Origin of the sequence: Cryobacterium algoricola, assembly GCF_004402485.1 — a bacterium.
Lineage (GTDB): Bacteria > Actinomycetota > Actinomycetes > Actinomycetales > Microbacteriaceae > Cryobacterium > Cryobacterium algoricola.
Genome location: NZ_SOFG01000004.1, coordinates 777,087 through 794,678, shown reverse-complemented (window position 1 = coordinate 794,678; position 17,592 = coordinate 777,087). Strand labels below are relative to the sequence as shown.

General features: G+C 68.5%; 15 protein-coding genes and 1 tRNA gene. 14 read left to right on the top strand and 2 right to left on the bottom strand.

Annotated elements, in window-relative coordinates:
• Positions 1-25: 25 nt before the first annotated feature.
• Together E3O44_RS04140 and E3O44_RS04135 are read left to right on the top strand one after the other, a co-directional pair.
• Positions 26-478, top strand: a complete 453-nt coding sequence (locus E3O44_RS04140) for a hypothetical protein (protein WP_134532730.1) — start codon at positions 26-28, stop codon at positions 476-478.
• Positions 475-1,452, top strand: coding sequence for a bifunctional riboflavin kinase/FAD synthetase (locus E3O44_RS04135; protein ID WP_134532728.1), 978 nt, complete (start codon positions 475-477; stop codon positions 1,450-1,452). Before E3O44_RS04140 ends, E3O44_RS04135 begins: the two co-directional genes overlap by 4 nt.
• Here E3O44_RS04135 and E3O44_RS04130 read toward each other — a convergent pair.
• The gene (locus tag E3O44_RS04130) at positions 1,449-2,144 is read right to left on the bottom strand and encodes a maleylpyruvate isomerase family mycothiol-dependent enzyme (protein ID WP_166792528.1); all 696 of its coding nucleotides are present in this window, start codon (positions 2,142-2,144) and stop codon (positions 1,449-1,451) included. The genes E3O44_RS04135 and E3O44_RS04130 overlap by 4 nt on opposite strands.
• Before the next feature lie 40 nt (positions 2,145-2,184).
• On the opposite strand from E3O44_RS04130, the gene E3O44_RS04125 reads away from it, so the two are divergent.
• The 5 genes from E3O44_RS04125 to E3O44_RS04105 all read left to right on the top strand — a co-directional run bounded on the left by E3O44_RS04125 (position 2,185) and on the right by E3O44_RS04105 (position 8,071).
• Positions 2,185-3,408, top strand: a complete 1,224-nt coding sequence (locus E3O44_RS04125; RefSeq protein WP_134532725.1) for an MFS transporter — start codon at positions 2,185-2,187, stop codon at positions 3,406-3,408.
• Between the two features lie 260 nt (positions 3,409-3,668).
• Positions 3,669-4,619 carry a sugar-binding transcriptional regulator gene (locus E3O44_RS04120; RefSeq protein WP_134532723.1) on the top strand — a complete coding sequence of 317 codons (951 nt, stop codon included), beginning with the start codon at positions 3,669-3,671 and terminating at the stop codon, positions 4,617-4,619.
• Between the two features lie 31 nt (positions 4,620-4,650).
• Positions 4,651-5,670: a deoxyribose-phosphate aldolase gene (gene deoC, locus E3O44_RS04115; protein WP_134532721.1), complete on the top strand. Its 1,020-nt coding sequence runs from the start codon at positions 4,651-4,653 to the stop codon at positions 5,668-5,670.
• An 11-nt stretch (positions 5,671-5,681) separates the two neighbouring features.
• Complete coding sequence (locus E3O44_RS04110) at positions 5,682-7,211, top strand: aldehyde dehydrogenase family protein (protein WP_134532719.1); 1,530 nt, start codon at positions 5,682-5,684, stop codon at positions 7,209-7,211.
• Positions 7,208-8,071, top strand: coding sequence for an aldehyde dehydrogenase family protein (locus tag E3O44_RS04105; RefSeq protein WP_134532718.1), 864 nt, complete (start codon positions 7,208-7,210; stop codon positions 8,069-8,071). Before E3O44_RS04110 ends, E3O44_RS04105 begins: the two co-directional genes overlap by 4 nt.
• A gap of 12 nt (positions 8,072-8,083) precedes the next feature.
• Here the strand turns inward: E3O44_RS04105 and E3O44_RS04100 are convergent, their stop codons facing one another.
• The gene (locus E3O44_RS04100) at positions 8,084-9,457 is read right to left on the bottom strand and encodes a zinc-dependent metalloprotease (protein WP_420897906.1); all 1,374 of its coding nucleotides are present in this window, start codon (positions 9,455-9,457) and stop codon (positions 8,084-8,086) included.
• A gap of 129 nt (positions 9,458-9,586) precedes the next feature.
• Between E3O44_RS04100 and E3O44_RS04095 the strand changes: the two genes are divergently transcribed.
• The 7 genes from E3O44_RS04095 to E3O44_RS04065 all read left to right on the top strand — a co-directional run bounded on the left by E3O44_RS04095 (position 9,587) and on the right by E3O44_RS04065 (position 17,522).
• A complete protein-coding gene (locus E3O44_RS04095; RefSeq protein ID WP_134532716.1) occupies positions 9,587-10,720 on the top strand; it encodes a YlbL family protein in 1,134 nt (377 codons plus the stop codon).
• A 125-nt stretch (positions 10,721-10,845) separates the two neighbouring features.
• Positions 10,846-13,746 carry a UPF0182 family membrane protein gene (locus tag E3O44_RS04090; protein ID WP_174775021.1) on the top strand — a complete coding sequence of 967 codons (2,901 nt, stop codon included), beginning with the start codon at positions 10,846-10,848 and terminating at the stop codon, positions 13,744-13,746.
• A gap of 178 nt (positions 13,747-13,924) precedes the next feature.
• Positions 13,925-13,998, top strand: a tRNA-Met gene (locus E3O44_RS04085).
• A gap of 252 nt (positions 13,999-14,250) precedes the next feature.
• On the top strand, positions 14,251-14,907 hold the full coding sequence (locus E3O44_RS04080) for a PadR family transcriptional regulator (protein ID WP_338144722.1): 657 nt from the start codon (positions 14,251-14,253) through the stop codon (positions 14,905-14,907).
• Complete coding sequence (locus tag E3O44_RS04075; protein WP_134532714.1) at positions 14,904-15,632, top strand: ABC transporter ATP-binding protein; 729 nt, start codon at positions 14,904-14,906, stop codon at positions 15,630-15,632. Before E3O44_RS04080 ends, E3O44_RS04075 begins: the two co-directional genes overlap by 4 nt.
• Positions 15,633-15,663: 31 nt before the next feature.
• Positions 15,664-15,846 carry a hypothetical protein gene (locus E3O44_RS04070; RefSeq protein ID WP_134532712.1) on the top strand — a complete coding sequence of 61 codons (183 nt, stop codon included), beginning with the start codon at positions 15,664-15,666 and terminating at the stop codon, positions 15,844-15,846.
• A 362-nt stretch (positions 15,847-16,208) separates the two neighbouring features.
• Positions 16,209-17,522: an LCP family protein gene (locus E3O44_RS04065; protein ID WP_134532710.1), complete on the top strand. Its 1,314-nt coding sequence runs from the start codon at positions 16,209-16,211 to the stop codon at positions 17,520-17,522.
• Positions 17,523-17,592: the final 70 nt, after the last annotated feature.

Below are 17,592 nucleotides of genomic sequence, written 5' to 3'. Positions count from 1 at the left end.
AACTTGCTGCGATAATTGTCAGGCCATGACCGGACCGAAGAGCGCACCCGAGAACGTCGTCGATGGACCGCAGAAGCGCAGGGTCACCGGCGTCGGCCGCCTGCTGATCGCCGTCTACGGACTGCTCGCGCTCGCCGCGACCGGCCGCTCGTTCGTGCAGATCGCCTCCAAGTTCGACCAGGCACCGCTCGCGTACTCCCTCTCGGCGTTGTCCGCCGTCGTGTACATCGTCGCGACCATCGCGCTCGTACGGAGCAGCGGCCGCTGGTACCGCATCGCGTGGGCGACCATCTCCTTCGAACTGCTCGGCGTGCTCGTCGTCGGCACCCTGAGCATCGTCGACCCCGCGCTCTTCCCGCACGACTCGGTCTGGTCGGTCTTCGGCAGCGGCTATCTCTTCATCCCACTCGTGCTGCCGATCCTCGGGATGATGTGGCTCGCCCGCCATCGTCCGGCCGGACAGCAGGCCCGCCCGTGAAGGTCCTCTCCGGCATCGGCTCCCTCCCGCTGGAGGCCGGCACCCGCGGCTCCGCGGTCACGATCGGAAAGTTCGACGGCGTCCACGCCGGCCACCGTGCCGTCATCGGCCGTCTGAACGACATCGCCGAGGCGCAGGGGCTCACGGCCGTCATCGTGACCTTCGACCGGCATCCGCTCGCCCTGCTCGCCCCCGAGAAGTGCCCGCCCTTCCTGATCAGCGCAGAACAGAAGCTCCGGCTGCTCGCCGAGACCGGCGTCGACGCCACCCTCGTGCTCGAGTTCACCCAGGAGCTCGCGAGCCTTCCGCCCGAGGTGTTCGTCGAGACGGTGCTCGTGAACGGGCTGCACGCCCGCCACATTCTCGTCGGGGAGGACTTCCGCTTCGGCGCCAACGGGGCCGGGGACATCGCCCTGCTCACCGAACTCGGCACCCGCTTCGGCTTCGTCGTCGACCTCATCGAGGACGTCAAGCCCGACCGCGTACGCCGGGTTTCCTCGACCTGGATCAGGGAACTGCTCGCGAGCGGCGACGTGCGAGCGGCCGGTGAGCTGCTCGGCCACACCCCGACGGTGCGCGGAGAGGTCGTGCACGGAGCGGCCCGCGGCCGCGAACTCGGGTTCCCGACGGCCAACATCTCGGAGGAATCCGAGGGGCTGATCCCGGCGGACGGCGTCTACGCCGGCTGGCTCACAGACGGTGCGACCCGCTACCCGGCCGCGATCTCGGTCGGCAACAACCCGACCTTCCACGGGGTCGCGCAGAAGCAGGTCGAGGCGTACGTCCTCGACCGGGAAATCGACCTCTACGGTCACGTCGTCGAGGTGTCCTTCGTCGACCGGATCCGCGGCATGGTCGCCTTCACCGGCATCGATCCCCTCATCGTGCAGATGCGAGCCGACGTCGACCAGATCCGCACGCTGCTCGCCGACTCGACCATGCACTCGGGCCAGAGCGGGCCGCCGCGCGCCTAGGCTGCGGGGGAGCGCGGCCCGGTCGGCGTGAAGCCCTCCCGGCCGAAGAGGAAGAGCACGATGTTTACGGCCGTGCTGTCGATCACGGCCCCGCGGCCGACGCGCCAGCCGGCATCCGTCGCCACGAGCGTCCGGCGGCGTACGACCGCCTTCACCGAGGTCGGCGCGATCAGGGCCTTGCGCACCGCAACCGCGCCGAGCGCGACCGGCGAGACGTCGAGGGCCCTGCCGAGCGGATGCGCCAGATCGAGTCCGTGGACGACGACCTCCGTCAGCTCGGTGATCCCGTGGCGCCCTCGCCCGGTCACTCGCCCGGCAGCGTATTCCGCGGCAGTGGCGCGGAGCGACGCCACGAGCGCGTCCGGCTCCGCCTCGGCGGCCCGGCGGCTGAGCGAGTCGACGGCGTGGTTCACACTCGGGTTCGGAAACTGTTCCCGCACTGCCGTCCACCCGGTGCCGAGCAGCTCCCGCGTCGGGGTGCCGACCCGCCAGACCAGATGCCCGGCCGTGTCGCGCACCCGCCAGCCGGCGCAGAGGCTCGGCGTCTCCCATTCCTCCGGGGACAGCGTCTCGAGGATGTCTGCGATACCGGTCAGGGTCGCCGCGATCTCCGCACTCCAGTCGGCGGTCGTCCCGGTGTCGTCGAGCTGGGGCTTTCGGCTGAACGGCAGGTACTGCGAGATATCGGGCATGCCGTCCAGCCTAGACGCGCCCGGTGAATAGACTTGGCCGGTGAACCCAACCCCGATCCGCAGTCTCTGGGCCGGGCGAACCCTCGCACTTCTGGGCATCCTCCTCGTCGCGGCGAACCTGCGAACGGCCGTCGCCGCGCTGTCCCCGATCGTCCTGTCGATCAGCGTCGACGTGCCGCTCGGTGCGCTCGCCATCGGCGTGCTCGGCATGCTCCCACCGGTCTGCTTCGCGGCCTTCGGCATCTTCACGCCGGTCTTCACCCGCCGCATCGGGCTCGAACGGGTGGTCGTCGTCGCCCTGGTCGCAATCCTCGCCGGCCACCTCCTCCGCGGCGGCGCCGGTTCCCTGACCTGGCTCATCATCGGCAGCGTCGTGACCTTCGCCGGCCTCGGCGTCGGCAACGTGCTGCTGCCCCCGCTCGTCAAGAAGTACTTCCCCGACCGCGTCGGCCTCGTGACCTCCCTCTACGTCACGGTGCTGTCGCTGAGCACCCTCGTTCCGCCGCTCGTCGCGGTCCCGGTGGCGGATGCCGCAGGCTGGCGGGTCTCCCTCGGCATGTGGATGATCCCCGCCCTCCTCGCCCTCGTGCCTTGGGCCACCATGCTCGTGCGACACCGGATCTCGGAGACCGCCCCGCCCGCTGTCCCCGAGGCCGAACCGGTGCTGCTCGCCCGCATCGGCCGTTCCTCGATCGCCTGGGCGATCGCCGTCGTCTTCGGGACGTCGTCGCTCAACGCATACGCGCTCTTCGCGTGGCTTCCGCTGATGCTCACCCAGACCGCGGGGCTCAGCCCCGGCCAGGCCGGGACACTGCTGTCGCTCTACGCAGCCGTGGGCCTGCCGTGCGCGCTCGTCGTCCCGTGGCTCGCCGTGCGGATGAAGAACCTCAGCCTCCTGATCTACGTCGGCATGTTCGCCTTCATCGCCGGTGACGTGGGGCTCCTCCTCGCGCCGGGCACCCTGACAGTGCTCTGGGTGCTGCTCGCCGGTCTCGGTCCGCTCTACTTCCCGCTCGCACTCGTGCTGATCAACCTCCGTACCCGCACCCACGAGGGCTCGGTCGCGCTCAGCGGGTTCGTGCAGAGTGTCGGGTACACCCTCGGCGCGCTCGGCCCGCTTGTCGTCGGCGTGCTGCACCAGCTCACCGGAGGCTGGACCTGGCCGCTCTGGTTCCTGATCGCGACCGCCCTCGCCGTGGGCTTCGCCGCGCGCGTCATCGCCCGCCCGCACCTCCTCGAAGACGACCTCGACCGCGCCCACTGACCCTCCGCCGGCCGACGGATGCCCCCGCGCGCGCCTCGCGGCGTACCTTCCGTCTCGGGGCGCCCCGTCCGGCGCGCGCCGCGAGACGTACCGCGCGCCGCGAGACGTGCCGCGCGCCGCGAGACATACCGCGCGCCGCGAGACGTGCCGCGCGCCGCGAGACGCAATGATGCGTGTGCTCATGTGAGCAAGTTTTCCCACAACAGTTGAGGCCTGCGTCTGCGCGTCCTACGCTGGATGGGGAGCCAACGGAGGACCGCGTGATCGATACAGACGAACTGCTGTCCATTCGCGCCGCCGAGCTGTACTACGAAGAGAACAAGACCCAGGACGAGATCGGCGCCGTGCTCCGGCTCACCCGCTGGAAGGTCGGTCGGCTCCTCGCGCAGGCCAAGGCCAGCGGCTTCATCCGGATCGAGATCGTGCACCCGCGGGCCCGCCGCCTCATCGTCGAGCGCCGGCTGCGGGAACACACCGGGCTGAGCGATGCCGTCGTCGTCTCCGCCGCCGGAGTCTCGACCGACGAGGAACTGCAATCGAGGGCGGCCCAGGCCGCTGCCGACTACCTCACGGCGCTCCGCCCGGTGCCTTCGACCCTCGGCATCAGCTGGGGCCGCACCCTGCATGAGGTGGCCCAGGGTCTGAAGCCCGGCTGGGCGCGCGGAGTCAACGTCGTGCAGATCAACGGCGGTGTCAGCCTCAACCGGCGTACCGGCACGGCCGCCGCGACGGCGGTCACGATCGCGCAGAAGGCGCTCGGCTCGGCGACCCTGCTGCCGAGTCCCGCGATCCTCGAGCTCGTCGAAACCAAGCTCGCGATCGAGTCCGACCGCGCCGTCGCGACGGTCCTCGACCTGGGCAGCGCGGCATCCGCCTACCTGTTCAGCGCCGGCCAGGCCGACGAGAATTCGGCGCTCGTCGACAGCGGCTACCTCACCGCCGACCAGGTCGCCGAACTCGTGCGCAAGGGCGCCGTCGGCGACATCGTCGGCCGGTACATCAACGCGGACGGCCACATCGTCGACCTCGAACTCGACGAGCGGACCATCGGCATCCGGCTCGAGCAGCTGCGGAGGGCCCCGACCGCGATTGCCGTGATCGCCGGCAGCACCAAGCACGCCGTCGCCCGCGCCATCGTCTTCAGCGGCTTGTGCACCGTGCTCGTCACCGACGAGGACACCGCCCTGGCCGTCCTGGGCGAAGCACCCTGACTCCCACCACACCCCCCTGCGAGGAGATGTCATGACAAGCACCCCAGTGGTAGCGACCCAGGCCTCGACGAGGTCCCGCGCCCTCGCCCTCATCGGCGGCGAGGCCACGGACGCGAACCTCCGTCGCTACCTGCACGGGATCCCCGGGATCGACGCGGTCGGGCTCGAACAGCGCGCCGCCGCCCTCGGCACCCGTTCGATCAAGACGAGTTCGAAGAAACGGGCGATCGACACGATCATCGGCCTGATCGACCTCACGACCCTCGAGGGAGCCGACACGCCAGGCAAGGTCCGTTCCCTCGTCGGCAAGGCGCTCACGCCGGACCCCGTCGACCCGGGCTGTCCTCGCGTCGCCGCGGTCTGCGTCTACGGGGACATGGTCCCGTATGCCGTCGAGGCGCTCGGCTCCGCACACGCCGCCGGCCGCGACCAGGGTGTCTCCGTCGCCTCCGTTGCCACCGCGTTCCCGAGCGGCCGCGCCTCCCTCGCCGTGAAGCTCGCCGACGTGGCCGACGCGGTCGCGGCCGGCGCCGACGAGATCGACATGGTCATCGACCGCGGCGCATTCCTCTCCGGACGTTTCGGCCAGGTCTACGACGAGATCGTCGCCGTCAAGGACGCCTGCCGCCGCGCGGACGGCAGCGTCGCCCACCTCAAGGTGATCCTCGAGACCGGTGAGCTGGGCACCTACGACAACGTGCGCCGGGCCTCCTGGCTCGCCATCCTCGCCGGAGGCGACTTCATCAAGACCTCGACCGGGAAGATGCAGCCGGCGGCGACCCTGCCCGTGACGCTCTCGATGATCGAGGTCGTACGCGACTGGCACCGCCTCACCGGGGCGAAGGTCGGCGTGAAGCCTGCCGGCGGCATCCGCACCTCGAAGGACGCCATCAAGTACCTCGTCGCCGTCGCGGAGACCGTCGGCGACGAATGGCTGACGCCGGGCCTGTTCCGCTTCGGCGCCTCGAGCCTCCTCAACGACGTGCTGATGCAACGGCAGAAGATGCAGGGCGGGCACTACTCCGGCCCCGACTACGTGACGATCGACTGAAGGAAACCCCCATGAGCTTTCTCGACTACGCCCCCGCGCCGGAGTCCCAGGCGCTCCTGCACCTCCGCCCCGAATACGGACTCTTCATCGACGGCGAGTTCGTCGCCGGCCGTGGTGAGCCCTTCCCGACCATCAACCCCGCGACCGAGAAGCAGCTCGCGCTGATCGCACACGCGAACGCGGCGGATGTCGACACCGCGGTCACCGCCGCCCGTCGCGCCTACGAGCGCCGCTGGTCCACCCTCTCGGGCAGTGACCGCGGCAAGTACCTGTTCCGGATCGCGCGCCTCGTGCAGGAGCGCGCCCGCGAGCTCGCCGTCGCCGAGACGCTCGACAACGGCAAGCCGATCACCGAGAGCCGTGACGTCGACATCCCCCTCGTCGCCGCCTGGTTCTTCTACTACGCCGGCTGGGCCGACAAGCTCGACCACGCCGGACTCGGGGTCGACCCCGCGGCGCGCGGCGTCGCCGCCCAGGTCATCCCGTGGAACTTCCCGCTGCTGATGCTCGCGTGGAAGATCGCTCCCGCCCTCGCCTCAGGCAACACCGTTGTCCTCAAACCGGCCGAGACGACCTCGCTCACCGCGCTGCTCTTCGCGGAGATCCTGCAGCAGGCCGAACTGCCCGCCGGCGTGGTGAACATCGTCACGGGCGGCCGCGAGACCGGGCAGGCACTCGTCGGGCACGCCGACGTGGACCTCGTCGCCTTCACCGGTTCGACAGGGGCCGGGCGGGCCATCGCCCGCGCCGTCGCAGGGACCGACAAGAAGATCATCCTCGAGCTCGGCGGCAAGGCGGCGAACATCGTCTTCGACGACGCCCCGATCGACCAGGCCATCGAGGGCATCGTGAACGGGATCTTCTTCAACCAGGGCCACGTCTGCTGCGCGGGCAGCCGGCTGCTCGTCCAGGAGAGCATCCACGACGAGGTCGTCGACCGGCTCAAGCGCCGACTCTCGACGCTGCGCCTCGGCGATCCGCTCGACAAGAACACCGACATCGGCGCGATCAACAGCGCCGACCAGCTGAAACGCATCACCGAACTCTCCGCCATCGGCGAGGAGGAGGGCGCCGAACGCTGGAGCCCCGACTGCGAACTGCCGGAGAACGGGTTCTGGTTCCGCCCGACCATCTTCACCAACGTGTCGACGAGCCATCGCATTGCCCGCGACGAGGTCTTCGGCCCCGTGCTGTCCGTGCTGACGTTCCGCACCCCCGAGGAGGCGATCGCGAAGGCGAACAACACGCCGTACGGTCTCTCCGCCGGGATCTGGAGCGACAAGGGCAGCCGGGTGCTCGCCGTCGCCGACCGGCTCCGTGCCGGGGTGATCTGGGCCAACACCTTCAACCGGTTCGACCCCGCGAGTCCCTTCGGCGGCTACAAGGAGTCTGGTTATGGCCGCGAGGGCGGCCGTCACGGCCTCGCCGCCTACCTCCGGCCGGCGGGCAGCGCCGCAGTCGCCGCCGCCCGCCATGCCGTGACCGTGGAATCCGGTCATCCCGTGAAGTCGCCCGCCGCACGAAAGAAGGCCGCCAAGTGACCCGCCTCGCCGTCCCCAAGACCTACAAGCTCTACATCGGCGGCACGTTCCCGCGCAGCGAATCCGGTCGCGTCTATGCCGTGACGACGCCGGGTGGCGACTTCCTCGCGAACGCGGCGCAGGCATCCCGCAAGGATGCCCGGGATGCCGTCGTCGCCGCCCGCTCCGCCTTCGGGGGCTGGTCGCGCGCCACCCCGTACAACCGCGGCCAGGTGCTCTACCGCATCGCCGAGCTGCTCGAGGGCCGTCGTACCCAGTTCGCCCACGAGATCATGCAGTCGGAGGGTGTGCCCGCGCCGGCCGCGGGCAGGCAGGTCGACGAGGCCATCGACCGCTGGGTCTGGTACGCCGGCTGGGCGGACAAGTACCTGCAGGTCGCGGGCAACGCCAACCCGGTTTCCGGGCCCTACTTCAACCTCTCCGTGCCGGAGCCGACGGGTGTCGTCGCGATCATCGCGCCGCAGTCCGGCGGCTCGCTGCTCGGTCTCGTGAGCGCCGTCGCCCCAGCCCTCGTCTCGGGCAACACGGTCGTCGTCGTCGCCGACGAGACCAGGCCGCTGTCGGCGATCACCCTCGGCGAGGTACTCGCCACGAGCGACGTTCCCGGCGGCGTCGTCAATATCCTCACCGGGTCGCCCGCCGAGATGGCGCCGTGGCTCGCGAGCCACGCCGACGTCAACGCGATCGACCTCCTCGGCGCCGGCGACGTGGACTGGGTGCACCTCGAGATCGATGCCGCCGAGACCCTCACCCGGGTGCTCCAGCCGGAATCCGGGGCGGATGCCGCGGCGCCGTCCCTCGCCCGGATCCTCGCCTTCACGGAGACGAAGACCGTCTGGCACACCAAGGGCCTGCTCTAGCCCGGGAGGAGGCTACTCCTCGTGGGGGCGGTCTGGTCCGTCCTCGCGCAGCAGATCCTCGAGGGCCTGGTCGACCTCGTCGAGTTCGGGCTCCGTGCCGGCCGCGACGCTCGCGGCCGTGCTCGTCAGCCGGGCGACGAGCGCCTTCGGGTCGTCGAGGTCCGCTGACGTGGGCAGAAGGTCCGGGTGCGCCCACAGTGCGTCACGACCGTCATTGCCGACGGCATCCGTCACGGCCTGCCACATCGCGGCGGCCTCGCGCAACCGGCGCGGGCGCAGTTCGAGCCCGACGAGGGTCGAGAACGCGGACTCCGCCGGGCCGCCTGAGGCGCGACGGCGCTTGACCGTCTCGTTGATCGCGTCGGCGCGGGGGAGCCGGCTCGTGGCTTCGACGGTCACGACGTCGACCCAGCCCTCGACGAGGGCGAGCATCGTCTCGAGCCTCGCGAGGGCGGCGAGCTGCGTCTCCGACTTCGGCGGGATCAGCGAGCCGTTCAGGATCGCCTGCCGCAGTTCCTCGGGGTTGGACGGGTCGAACCCCTCGGCGAGTTCTTCGAGACGCCCGGAGTCGATGCTGATGTCGTGGGCGAAGTCGGTGATCGAACTGATTAGCCGCAGGCGCAGCCAGCGCGAGTGCCGGAACAGGCGGGCGTGGGCGAGTTCACGAACGGCGAGGTAGATCTGCACCTGGTCGATCGGCACGTCGAGGTCCTCGCCGAACGCGGCGACGTTCTGCGGCACGAGGGCGGCCTGCTGGTCGGTCAGGAGCGGGATGCCGACGTCGCCGCCGGAGACGACCTCGCTCGCGAGCTGGCCGACGACCTGGCCGAGCTGCATGGCGAACAGGGTGCCGCCGATGCTGCGCATCATCTTGCTCGCGCCGGCCATCATGCCCTTGAGCTCTTCGGGGGCCTGGTCGGTGAGCACCTTGGTCAGGGAGTCGGAGATGCTGTTCGCCACCGGCTCGGCCAACTGGGTCCAGACCGGCATGGATTCTGTGACCCATTCCTTGCGGGTGAGGAGGCGGGGCACGACCGTGAGCTCGGCGATGCCGGTCACCTCGTCGAGCCAGAGCGCCGCAATGTGGAACGCCTGGTCGAGGGCGGCGTGCTCGGCGGGAGTCACGGCGACCTGGGCCTCAGCGGCCTTGGTCTGACCCTGCGTGAGGGCCGCATCCCAGCTGATGCCGCCGTCACCGTTGCCCCGGAGGGCGCCCTGCAACTGCTGCATCAGAGCATTGATACTCGCCGGGTCTGCCGGCAGGCCGGCCGCTCCGGCGAGCTGGCTCGGATCGATGGAGGACTTGCCCGACAGGATGTCGCGCAACATTTCCCGGAATTCGTCTTCCGGGTTGGGACCCTCGTCGGGTCGGGAGTCGTCGGGCACTTCAGGCACCTCTCAGTCGCTTGCTTCTACGCTAGTCCGAGACGCCCGGCCCGAACTGGGAAATGACCTACGCTGAGAGGTCTGGTGTCCGCTTGCCGCGAACGCCCGGCACAACCTGGAAGGAGCCCGGTGGCCCTCTTCACCGACGACCCGACGCCACTCGACTCCGGTACCACCTGGGAGAAGCGCTCTCCCCGCTCCCGGCGCGCGGCCAAGGCCGGCTGGATCGTGCTCAGCATCGCCCTCGCCTGCGGCATCGTTCTCGGTGTCACCCCGGCGCCGTACGTGATCGAGAAGCCCGGCCCGGTGTACAACACCATCGGCTCCACCATCGCAGAGGACGGTGCGGACCGGCCGCTGATCACCATCGACGGAGCGGAGACCTTCCCGACCGACGGAACGCTCGACATGCTCACGGTGTCCCTCGTCGGCAACCCGGACAACCGTCCGAGCTGGCTCAAGGTCGCCGGCGCCTGGCTGGACTCCAGCGAGGCCGTCATCCCGATCGAGGCGGCGTTCCCCTCGAACACCACGACACAGCAGCGCGATGAGGAGAACACCGCGCAGATGGTCAACTCCCAGCAGGATGCGATCGCCGCCGCCCTGACCAACCTCGGCTACAGCTACCCGACGATCGTGTCCGTGGTCTCGCTGCCCGACGGTTCGCCGGCAACGGGCGTCCTCCAGGCGGACGACCAGATCGCCACCGTCAACGGCGCCGCCATCGCCGACATCACCTCCCTCCGCGCCGCGCTCACGGCGAACGGCGCGGGAGTCCCCGCAACCGTCGGCATCGTGCGCGGCGGCGTCGCGCAGGACCTCACAGTCACCCCCGTCGATTCGAACGGTTCCGCGATCATCGGGATCAACGTCAAGACCGAGTACCAGTTCCCGTTCACGGTCACCATCCAGCTCGACCGGGTCGGCGGTCCGAGCGCCGGCATGATGTTCGCACTCGGCATCATCGACAAGCTCACCCCCGGGCTTCTCCAGGGTGGCGAGAATGTCGCAGGCACCGGAACGATCGACCAGGCCGGGACGGTCGGCCCGATCGGCGGCATCCGCCAGAAGCTCGCCGGCGCCCGGAGCGCAGGAGCGGACTGGTTCCTCGCCCCCGCCGACGACTGCGACGAGGTGACCGGCCACGTCCCCGACGGTCTCACGGTCTTCTCGGTTACGACCCTCGACCAGGCGCTGACCGCACTGAATGCGATCAAAACAGGCGCGGACACGAGCGCACTCCCGCACTGTCCCGTGCAATAAGGGGGATACCCCAGCCGCCTTGCAGGGAACTCGGAGCCGGCTTGGGGTCTGCTGGCAGGCATGCTCCCAGAACCCCTGTCTAGAATGAGGCCTGACCGCCGATTTACAGACCAAGAGGCCCATTCGTGACGTCACAATCCACCGGAAACGCTCCTCGCAGGAGTCGTGCCCCCCTCGCCATTACGGCCGCCATCATCGCGGGGCTGGTGATTCTGTTCTTCGTGTTCGCCGGCCTCTACGCCGACGTGCTCTGGTTCAACCAGCTCGGCTTCCTGAGCGTGCTGACCACCCAGTGGGCGGCAGGAGCCGCCCTCTTCTTCGTCGGCTTCCTCGCCATGGCGATCCCGGTCTTCGTCAGCATCCAGATCGCCTACCGGATGCGTCCCGTCTACGCGAAGCTCAACTCGCAGCTCGATCGCTACCAGCAGGTCATCGAGCCGCTCCGTCGCCTCGCGATGTACGGCATCCCCGCGCTGCTCGGCCTCTTCGCCGGCGTCGCCGCCGCCACCCGCTGGCAGGTCGTGCTGATGTGGCTGAACCGCACCGACACCGGCACCACGGACCCGCAGTTCCACCTCGACGTGTCGTTCTACCTCTTCGACCTGCCCTTCTTCCAGGCGTTCCTGGGCTTCGCCTCCGCAGTCGTGCTCATCTCGGCGATCGTCGCGATCGCGACCACCTACCTCTACGGTTCGATTCGGGTCAGCGGCCGCGAGATCCTCGTGTCCAAGGCCGCACGCGTCCAGATCGCCGTCACCGCGAGCCTCTACCTGGTCCTGCAGGCCCTCAGCATCTGGCTCGATCAGTACTCGACGCTCACCACCACGAACGACCTCATCACGGGTGCCGGCTACACCGACACCCACGCCACTATCCCGGGCCGCGCCATCCTCGCCGGCATCGCTGCCGTGGTCGCGATCCTGTTCCTCGTCACGGCCATCATCGGCCGCTGGCGCCTGCCCGTGATCGGCACGGCGCTCCTCATCGTCACGAGCCTGCTGCTCGGCTCCCTCTACCCGTGGGTCGTACAGCGCTTCCAGGTCGACCCGAGCGCCAAGTCCCTCGAGGCCGAATACATCCAGCGCAACATCGACCTCACCCGGAACGCCTACGACCTCTCCAACGTCACGGAGGTGCCGTACAACGCAACCACTACGGCAGAGCCCGGGGCACTCCGAGCGGATGCGACGACGACCGCCAACATCCGGATCCTCGACCCTGCCCTCGTGAGCGATGCATTCTCGCAGCTGGAACAGTTCAAGCAGTACTACCAGTTCCCGAAGAACCTCGACGTTGACCGGTACACGATCGACGGCAAGTCCCAGGACACCGTCGTCTCCGTCCGTGACCTCAAGCTGTCCGGACTCAACGCCGGCAACACCTGGGTCAACTCCACGATCGTCTACACCCACGGGTACGGCGTCGTCGCGGCATACGGCAACCAGCGCTCGGCAGACGGCCAGCCCGTGTTCCTCGAGTCCGGCATCCCGACCAGCGGATCGCTCGGAACCTACGAGCCGCGAATCTATTTCGGCGAGAACTCGCCGCCCTACTCGATCGTCGGAGCAGCGGCAGACACCAAGCCCGTCGAGCTCGACTATCCGTCCGGCACCGACGGCGCCCAGCAGACGTACACGACGTTCACAGGCAACGGTGGCCCGAAGCTCGACAACGCCTTCAACAAGCTCATCTACGCGCTCAAGTTCCAGTCCGAGCAGATCTTCCTCGCCAACGACGTCAACGATCAGTCGCAGATACTCTACGACCGCGACCCCGTCACGCGCGTGCAGAAGGTCGCCCCGTACCTGACCCTCGACTCCTCCGCATACCCGTCCGTCGTCGACGGCCGGGTCAAGTGGATCGTCGACGGCTACACGACGAGCGCCGACTACCCGTACTCCACGCCCGTCGGCCTCAGCGATGCCATCACGGACACCGAGACACCGGCCCAGCCGTTCGCGCTCGACAAGATCAACTACATGCGCAACTCGGTCAAGGCAACGGTCGACGCCTACGACGGCACGGTCACCCTGTACGCCTGGGACACCACCGACCCGATCCTGAAGACCTGGCAGAAGATCTTCCCGACGACCGTCAAGCCGATGAGCGAGATGAGCGGGCAGCTGATGAGCCACGTCCGGTACCCGGCCGACCTGTTCAAGGTGCAGCGTCACATCCTCAGCCAATATCACGTGACCGAACCGGGCTCGTTCTACTCGCACGACGACGCCTGGACCACGCCGAACGACCCGGTGTCGCCGACGAACAACACGACCCTCCAGCCGCCGTACTACCTCACCATGCAGGTACCCGGCTCGGAGAAGCCGGCGTTCACGCTGTACTCGACATTCATCCCTGACGCGACGGGCACCACGAGCCGCAACGTGCTCACCGGGTATCTCGCCGTCGACTCGGATGCCGGCTCCACCGACGGAGTCAGATCGGCGGAGTACGGAAAGCTCCGCCTGCTCACCCTGCCCAAGGCCAATACCGTGCCCGGCCCCGGCCAGGTGCAGGCGAAGTTCAACGCCGACCCGACGGTCTCCACCCAGCTCAACCTGCTCAAGCAGGGCCAGTCCAAGGTGCTGAACGGCAACCTGCTCACGCTGCCCGTCGGCGGCGGTCTCCTCTACGTGCAGCCGGTGTACGTGCAGTCCACGGGTGAGACCAGCTACCCGCTGCTCCAGAAGGTCCTCGTGGCCTTCGGAGACCAGATCGCCTTCGAGGACACCCTGAACAAGGCGCTCGACGTGCTCTTCGGCGGCAGCTCGGGCGCGCAGGCCGGCGACACCGCGGTGCCGACGACCGGAACGACGACGCCGACAACCGGGGGCACCACGACGCCGTCCACGACGACGGGGAACCCGGCAACGGATGCCCAGCTGCAGGCGCTCCTGGCCGTCGCCAAGCAGGCCATCGCGGACAAGCAGGCGGCACTCACTGCTGGTGACTTCGCGGCATACGGTGTGGCGGACAAGAAGCTCTCCGACACCATCGCGAGCATGCTCGCCCTCCTGGGCCAGTAGCAGGCGGCAGCACCAACCGCGGGCACGCACCCGCTGCACAGACGGCCGACTCCCTTCCGGGAGCCGGCCGTCTGTGCGTGAGGCAGAACGCACCTGAGCCGGCACAGAACCCGCGCAGCATGCACGGCGCCGCGTGGTTCGACTGGGCCTCAAGGCTGTGATAAGCTACTTCTTGTAGCGCGGGGTGGAGCAGTTCGGTAGCTCGCTGGGCTCATAACCCAGAGGTCGTAGGTTCAAATCCTGCCCCCGCAACAGATGCCCCCGGAACCGTAAGGTTCCGGGGGCTTTTTTCTTGCCCGGGACCGATGATCGTGGGCCACGCCCAGCCCCACGGGAGCGGCGCCCTGAACTGTCCCAGGGCGATTCCTCGCTGGACCTGATCGCCCTCGTCCGGACTTGGAGCGCAGTCGCGGTCGCGGCTTGCGCTCTGTCGAGCCGTCGAAGGGCCCGATGCGCGCCATTATGATCGTGCATTGATGCATGCCGGGTGTGTATATACTCGACATGTATTATTCGGTCGAACATTGCGGGGTCTACGTGTCGGTACGTCAGAGCATTCTCGCCATTCTCGATCAGGGCTCGAGCTACGGGTATCGGCTGCGCGCCGAGTTCGAGCGACGCACCGGCGCGACCTGGCCGCTCAATGTCGGGCAGATCTACAACACGCTCGACCGGCTGGAGCGCGACGGCCTTGTCGTCAAGGGCGAGACCGACGCCGAAGGTCACGTGTTCTATTCGATATCGGCCTCCGGCCACGATGAGGTCGCCTCGTGGCTGCGCTCACCCGTTCTGCGTGCGGAGACCACTCGTGACGAACTCGCGATCAAGCTCGCGATCGCGGTGACCCTGCCCGGTGTCGACATCGATGAGATCGTTCGGCTGCAGCGGATGTCGACGATGTCGACCCTGCAGGACCTGACTCGGGCCAAGAACAGCGGCGGCGACCCAGGGTCAACGGATGAACTCGCCTGGCTTCTGGTCGTCGACTCGATGATCTTCCAGGCGGAGGCCGAGATCCGTTGGCTCGACCATTCACGCTCTCGCCTGACACGAGCGCGGGCCGAGGGGCTCTCGGCCACAGGGATACAGCCCGAGCTGCCGCGACGCGGGCGCCCGGCGCGAAGCGAGCCGACGTCGACGAACGAGTCGGTGGCCCGATGAGCCAGGAGCTGCTGCGCCTCACCGGTGTTTCCCGCCAGTATGGGCGAGGCGAGACCGCGGTGAGCGCGCTGGCCGGCATCGACTTGACCATTGCGGCCGGCGAGATGGTGGCTGTCATGGGCGCGTCGGGGTCAGGCAAGTCGACGCTGCTCACCGTCGCCGGTGGTCTGACCAAACCCACCTCAGGCGAGGTGGTCATCGACGGCCAGTGGATCAGCGAGCTGAGTGCGAAGCAGCTCGCGGTGGTCCGACGTCGCACCCTGGGCTTCGTGTTTCAGGATTTCAACCTGATTCCCGCGCTCACGGCACTCGAGAACGTGACACTTCCCCTCGAGCTAGACGGTTGGCGCGCCCGGGACTCCCGACGGGCGGGCATGGACGCACTCGCCTCGGTCGAATTGTCCGACCGGGCGCACCGCTTCCCTGACGATCTTTCCGGGGGCCAGCAGCAGCGCGTCGCGATTGCGCGAGCCGTCGTCGGCACACGCAGGTTGATTCTTGCGGATGAGCCGACCGGAGCCTTGGACAGCCAGACCGGAGAACTGGTGCTCCGGATCCTGCGGCGCCGGGTCGATGCGGGGGCGGGGGCGGGTGCGGTCCTGGTCACCCATGACGCCCGGCACGCGGCGTGGGCGGATCGAGTCGTCCACCTGCAGGATGGGCGGATTGTCGGCCAGACGTCGCAGGGAACCGCGGAAGAAGCACTGCTGGGCGCGGATCGCTGATGTCGCGCACGAGCTTCTTGACCCGGAGCGGATGGCGACGGTCGTCGCTGTGCTGGACGCCGCACAGCACTCTGACGTGACCTCGGTTGTCTTCGGCCGCCTCGGTACGTTCACCGGCGACACGAATCCGATCGCCGGTCGCGACGACTCCTATCCTTTCGGGCATCCGCTCGATTGGGCAGCAGTTCAGAAACTGAATGCTGTGGGGCGGTAGAGCTGTCCCGGTCGGTGTTGCTGACCTCCTGGCCCGATATGAACAGGCGCCTGCGAGCACGACAGGAACATCGGGGTGGGCGCAGCTGGCGATCCTGACCATCGGGCTACCCGTCGTCATAGCGAGCGCCGGCTGGTTGCTCGCTCGCCCGGCCCGCTTCGACGAGGGAATCCAGCGCACCATCACGTCGGGGGGCAATCGAGGAGCGTCTACGGAAGAAACCATATTTGACCGGGAATTCTGTGAGTTCCTTCTGTAGGACCGGTCGAATCCGGGAAATCCCAGCAGCCTCACTAGACTCACTCACGATGCACACTGCCTTCGATGGCGGTCATTCCAGGTGGGGGAACGGTAGGCACTGCATGACGAACAACGGATCGTTGCGGACGCGCGAGCGTGGCACCGGCGTACCGGTCCGGCATGGCCGCCTCGCCCACCGCGGCCCCGTGCGCTCCCTCGGGAAATTCCTTGCGATCTCGGTCGTGGTGCTGACGGTCAGCACAGGCGCGGTCGTGGCGTTTGCTGCCTGGGATGTCGCCCGCAGCGTGAAACCGGGAATCCATCTCGCCCACGACGCGGACACGCCGGGAAGCACAACGGCTCCCGCTGCGGATGTGGCCGCAATCACGGGCGGGGTCAGCCTGCTCCTGACCGGCACGGATACTCGAACGGGTCAGGGAGGCGTCTACGCCACGAGTGAGGAGCTGGAGGCAAGTTCCGGCGCCGGTAGCAATGACGTCACGATGCTGCTGCACATCGCCGAGGACCACCAGAGCGTGAGCGTGATCAGCTTCCCCAGAGACCTGATGGTCCCCGTTCCGGCGTGCCAGCAAGCGGACGGGTCGACGGTCGCCGCGTCGAGCCGGGTGATGATGAACACGACCCTCGCGCGCGGCGGGCTCTCGTGCGTTGTCTCGACGATCGAGAAGCTCACCGGGCTCCGGATTCCCTTCGCCGCGCAGATCAGCTTCACGGGCGTCACGGCGATGTCCAACGCCGTCGGCGGCGTCACGGTCTGCATCGCGTCGCCGATCACCGATCTCAACACCAACCCGCCCCTGCACCTGGCGGCCGGTCAACAAACCATTGTCGGCGACGAGGCCCTCTCATTCCTGCGGAGCCGGAAAGGGATCGGCGACGGCAGCGACCTGGGGCGGATCAGCAATCAGCAGGTGTTCATGGCCGCCCTGGCGCGCAAGGTCGAGAGCGGCGGGGTGCTGGGAAACCCGGTCACACTGTATTCCCTCGCGAAAGCAGCCACGAGCAACATGGTCCTGTCCGACACGCTCACGAATCCGACGACCCTCGTGCAGATCGCCCTTGCGCTCAAGGACACGGGCCTGGCGAACATGGTCTTCCTGCAGTACCCGACCATCCCGGACCCGCAGGACGAGAACCGAGTGATCACACAATCCGCCGAGGCCACGCTCGTGAATGCCGCGCTCGTCGCCGATCAGCCCATCGTCCTCAGCGGCCTGCCAGGTCGGGGGGCCGTCCTCGACGCATCCGCCACACCGGTACCTGCCCCAACGGCACCGGCGAGCCCCTCGCCCTCGGCGTCAGCCCCAGCAGCTTCTTCGGGACCCGCGCAAACACCGTCATCGACCGGTGCGGTGCTGCCCGCCGGAGTCACCGGGCAAACCGCTGCCGAGCAAACCTGCAGCAAGGGCAACTAGACGGTCGCCCCTGTCGAAGCGTGGGCGGCGGGCGCGAACTCGCGAAACTGACCAGAACGGAATGCCCGGG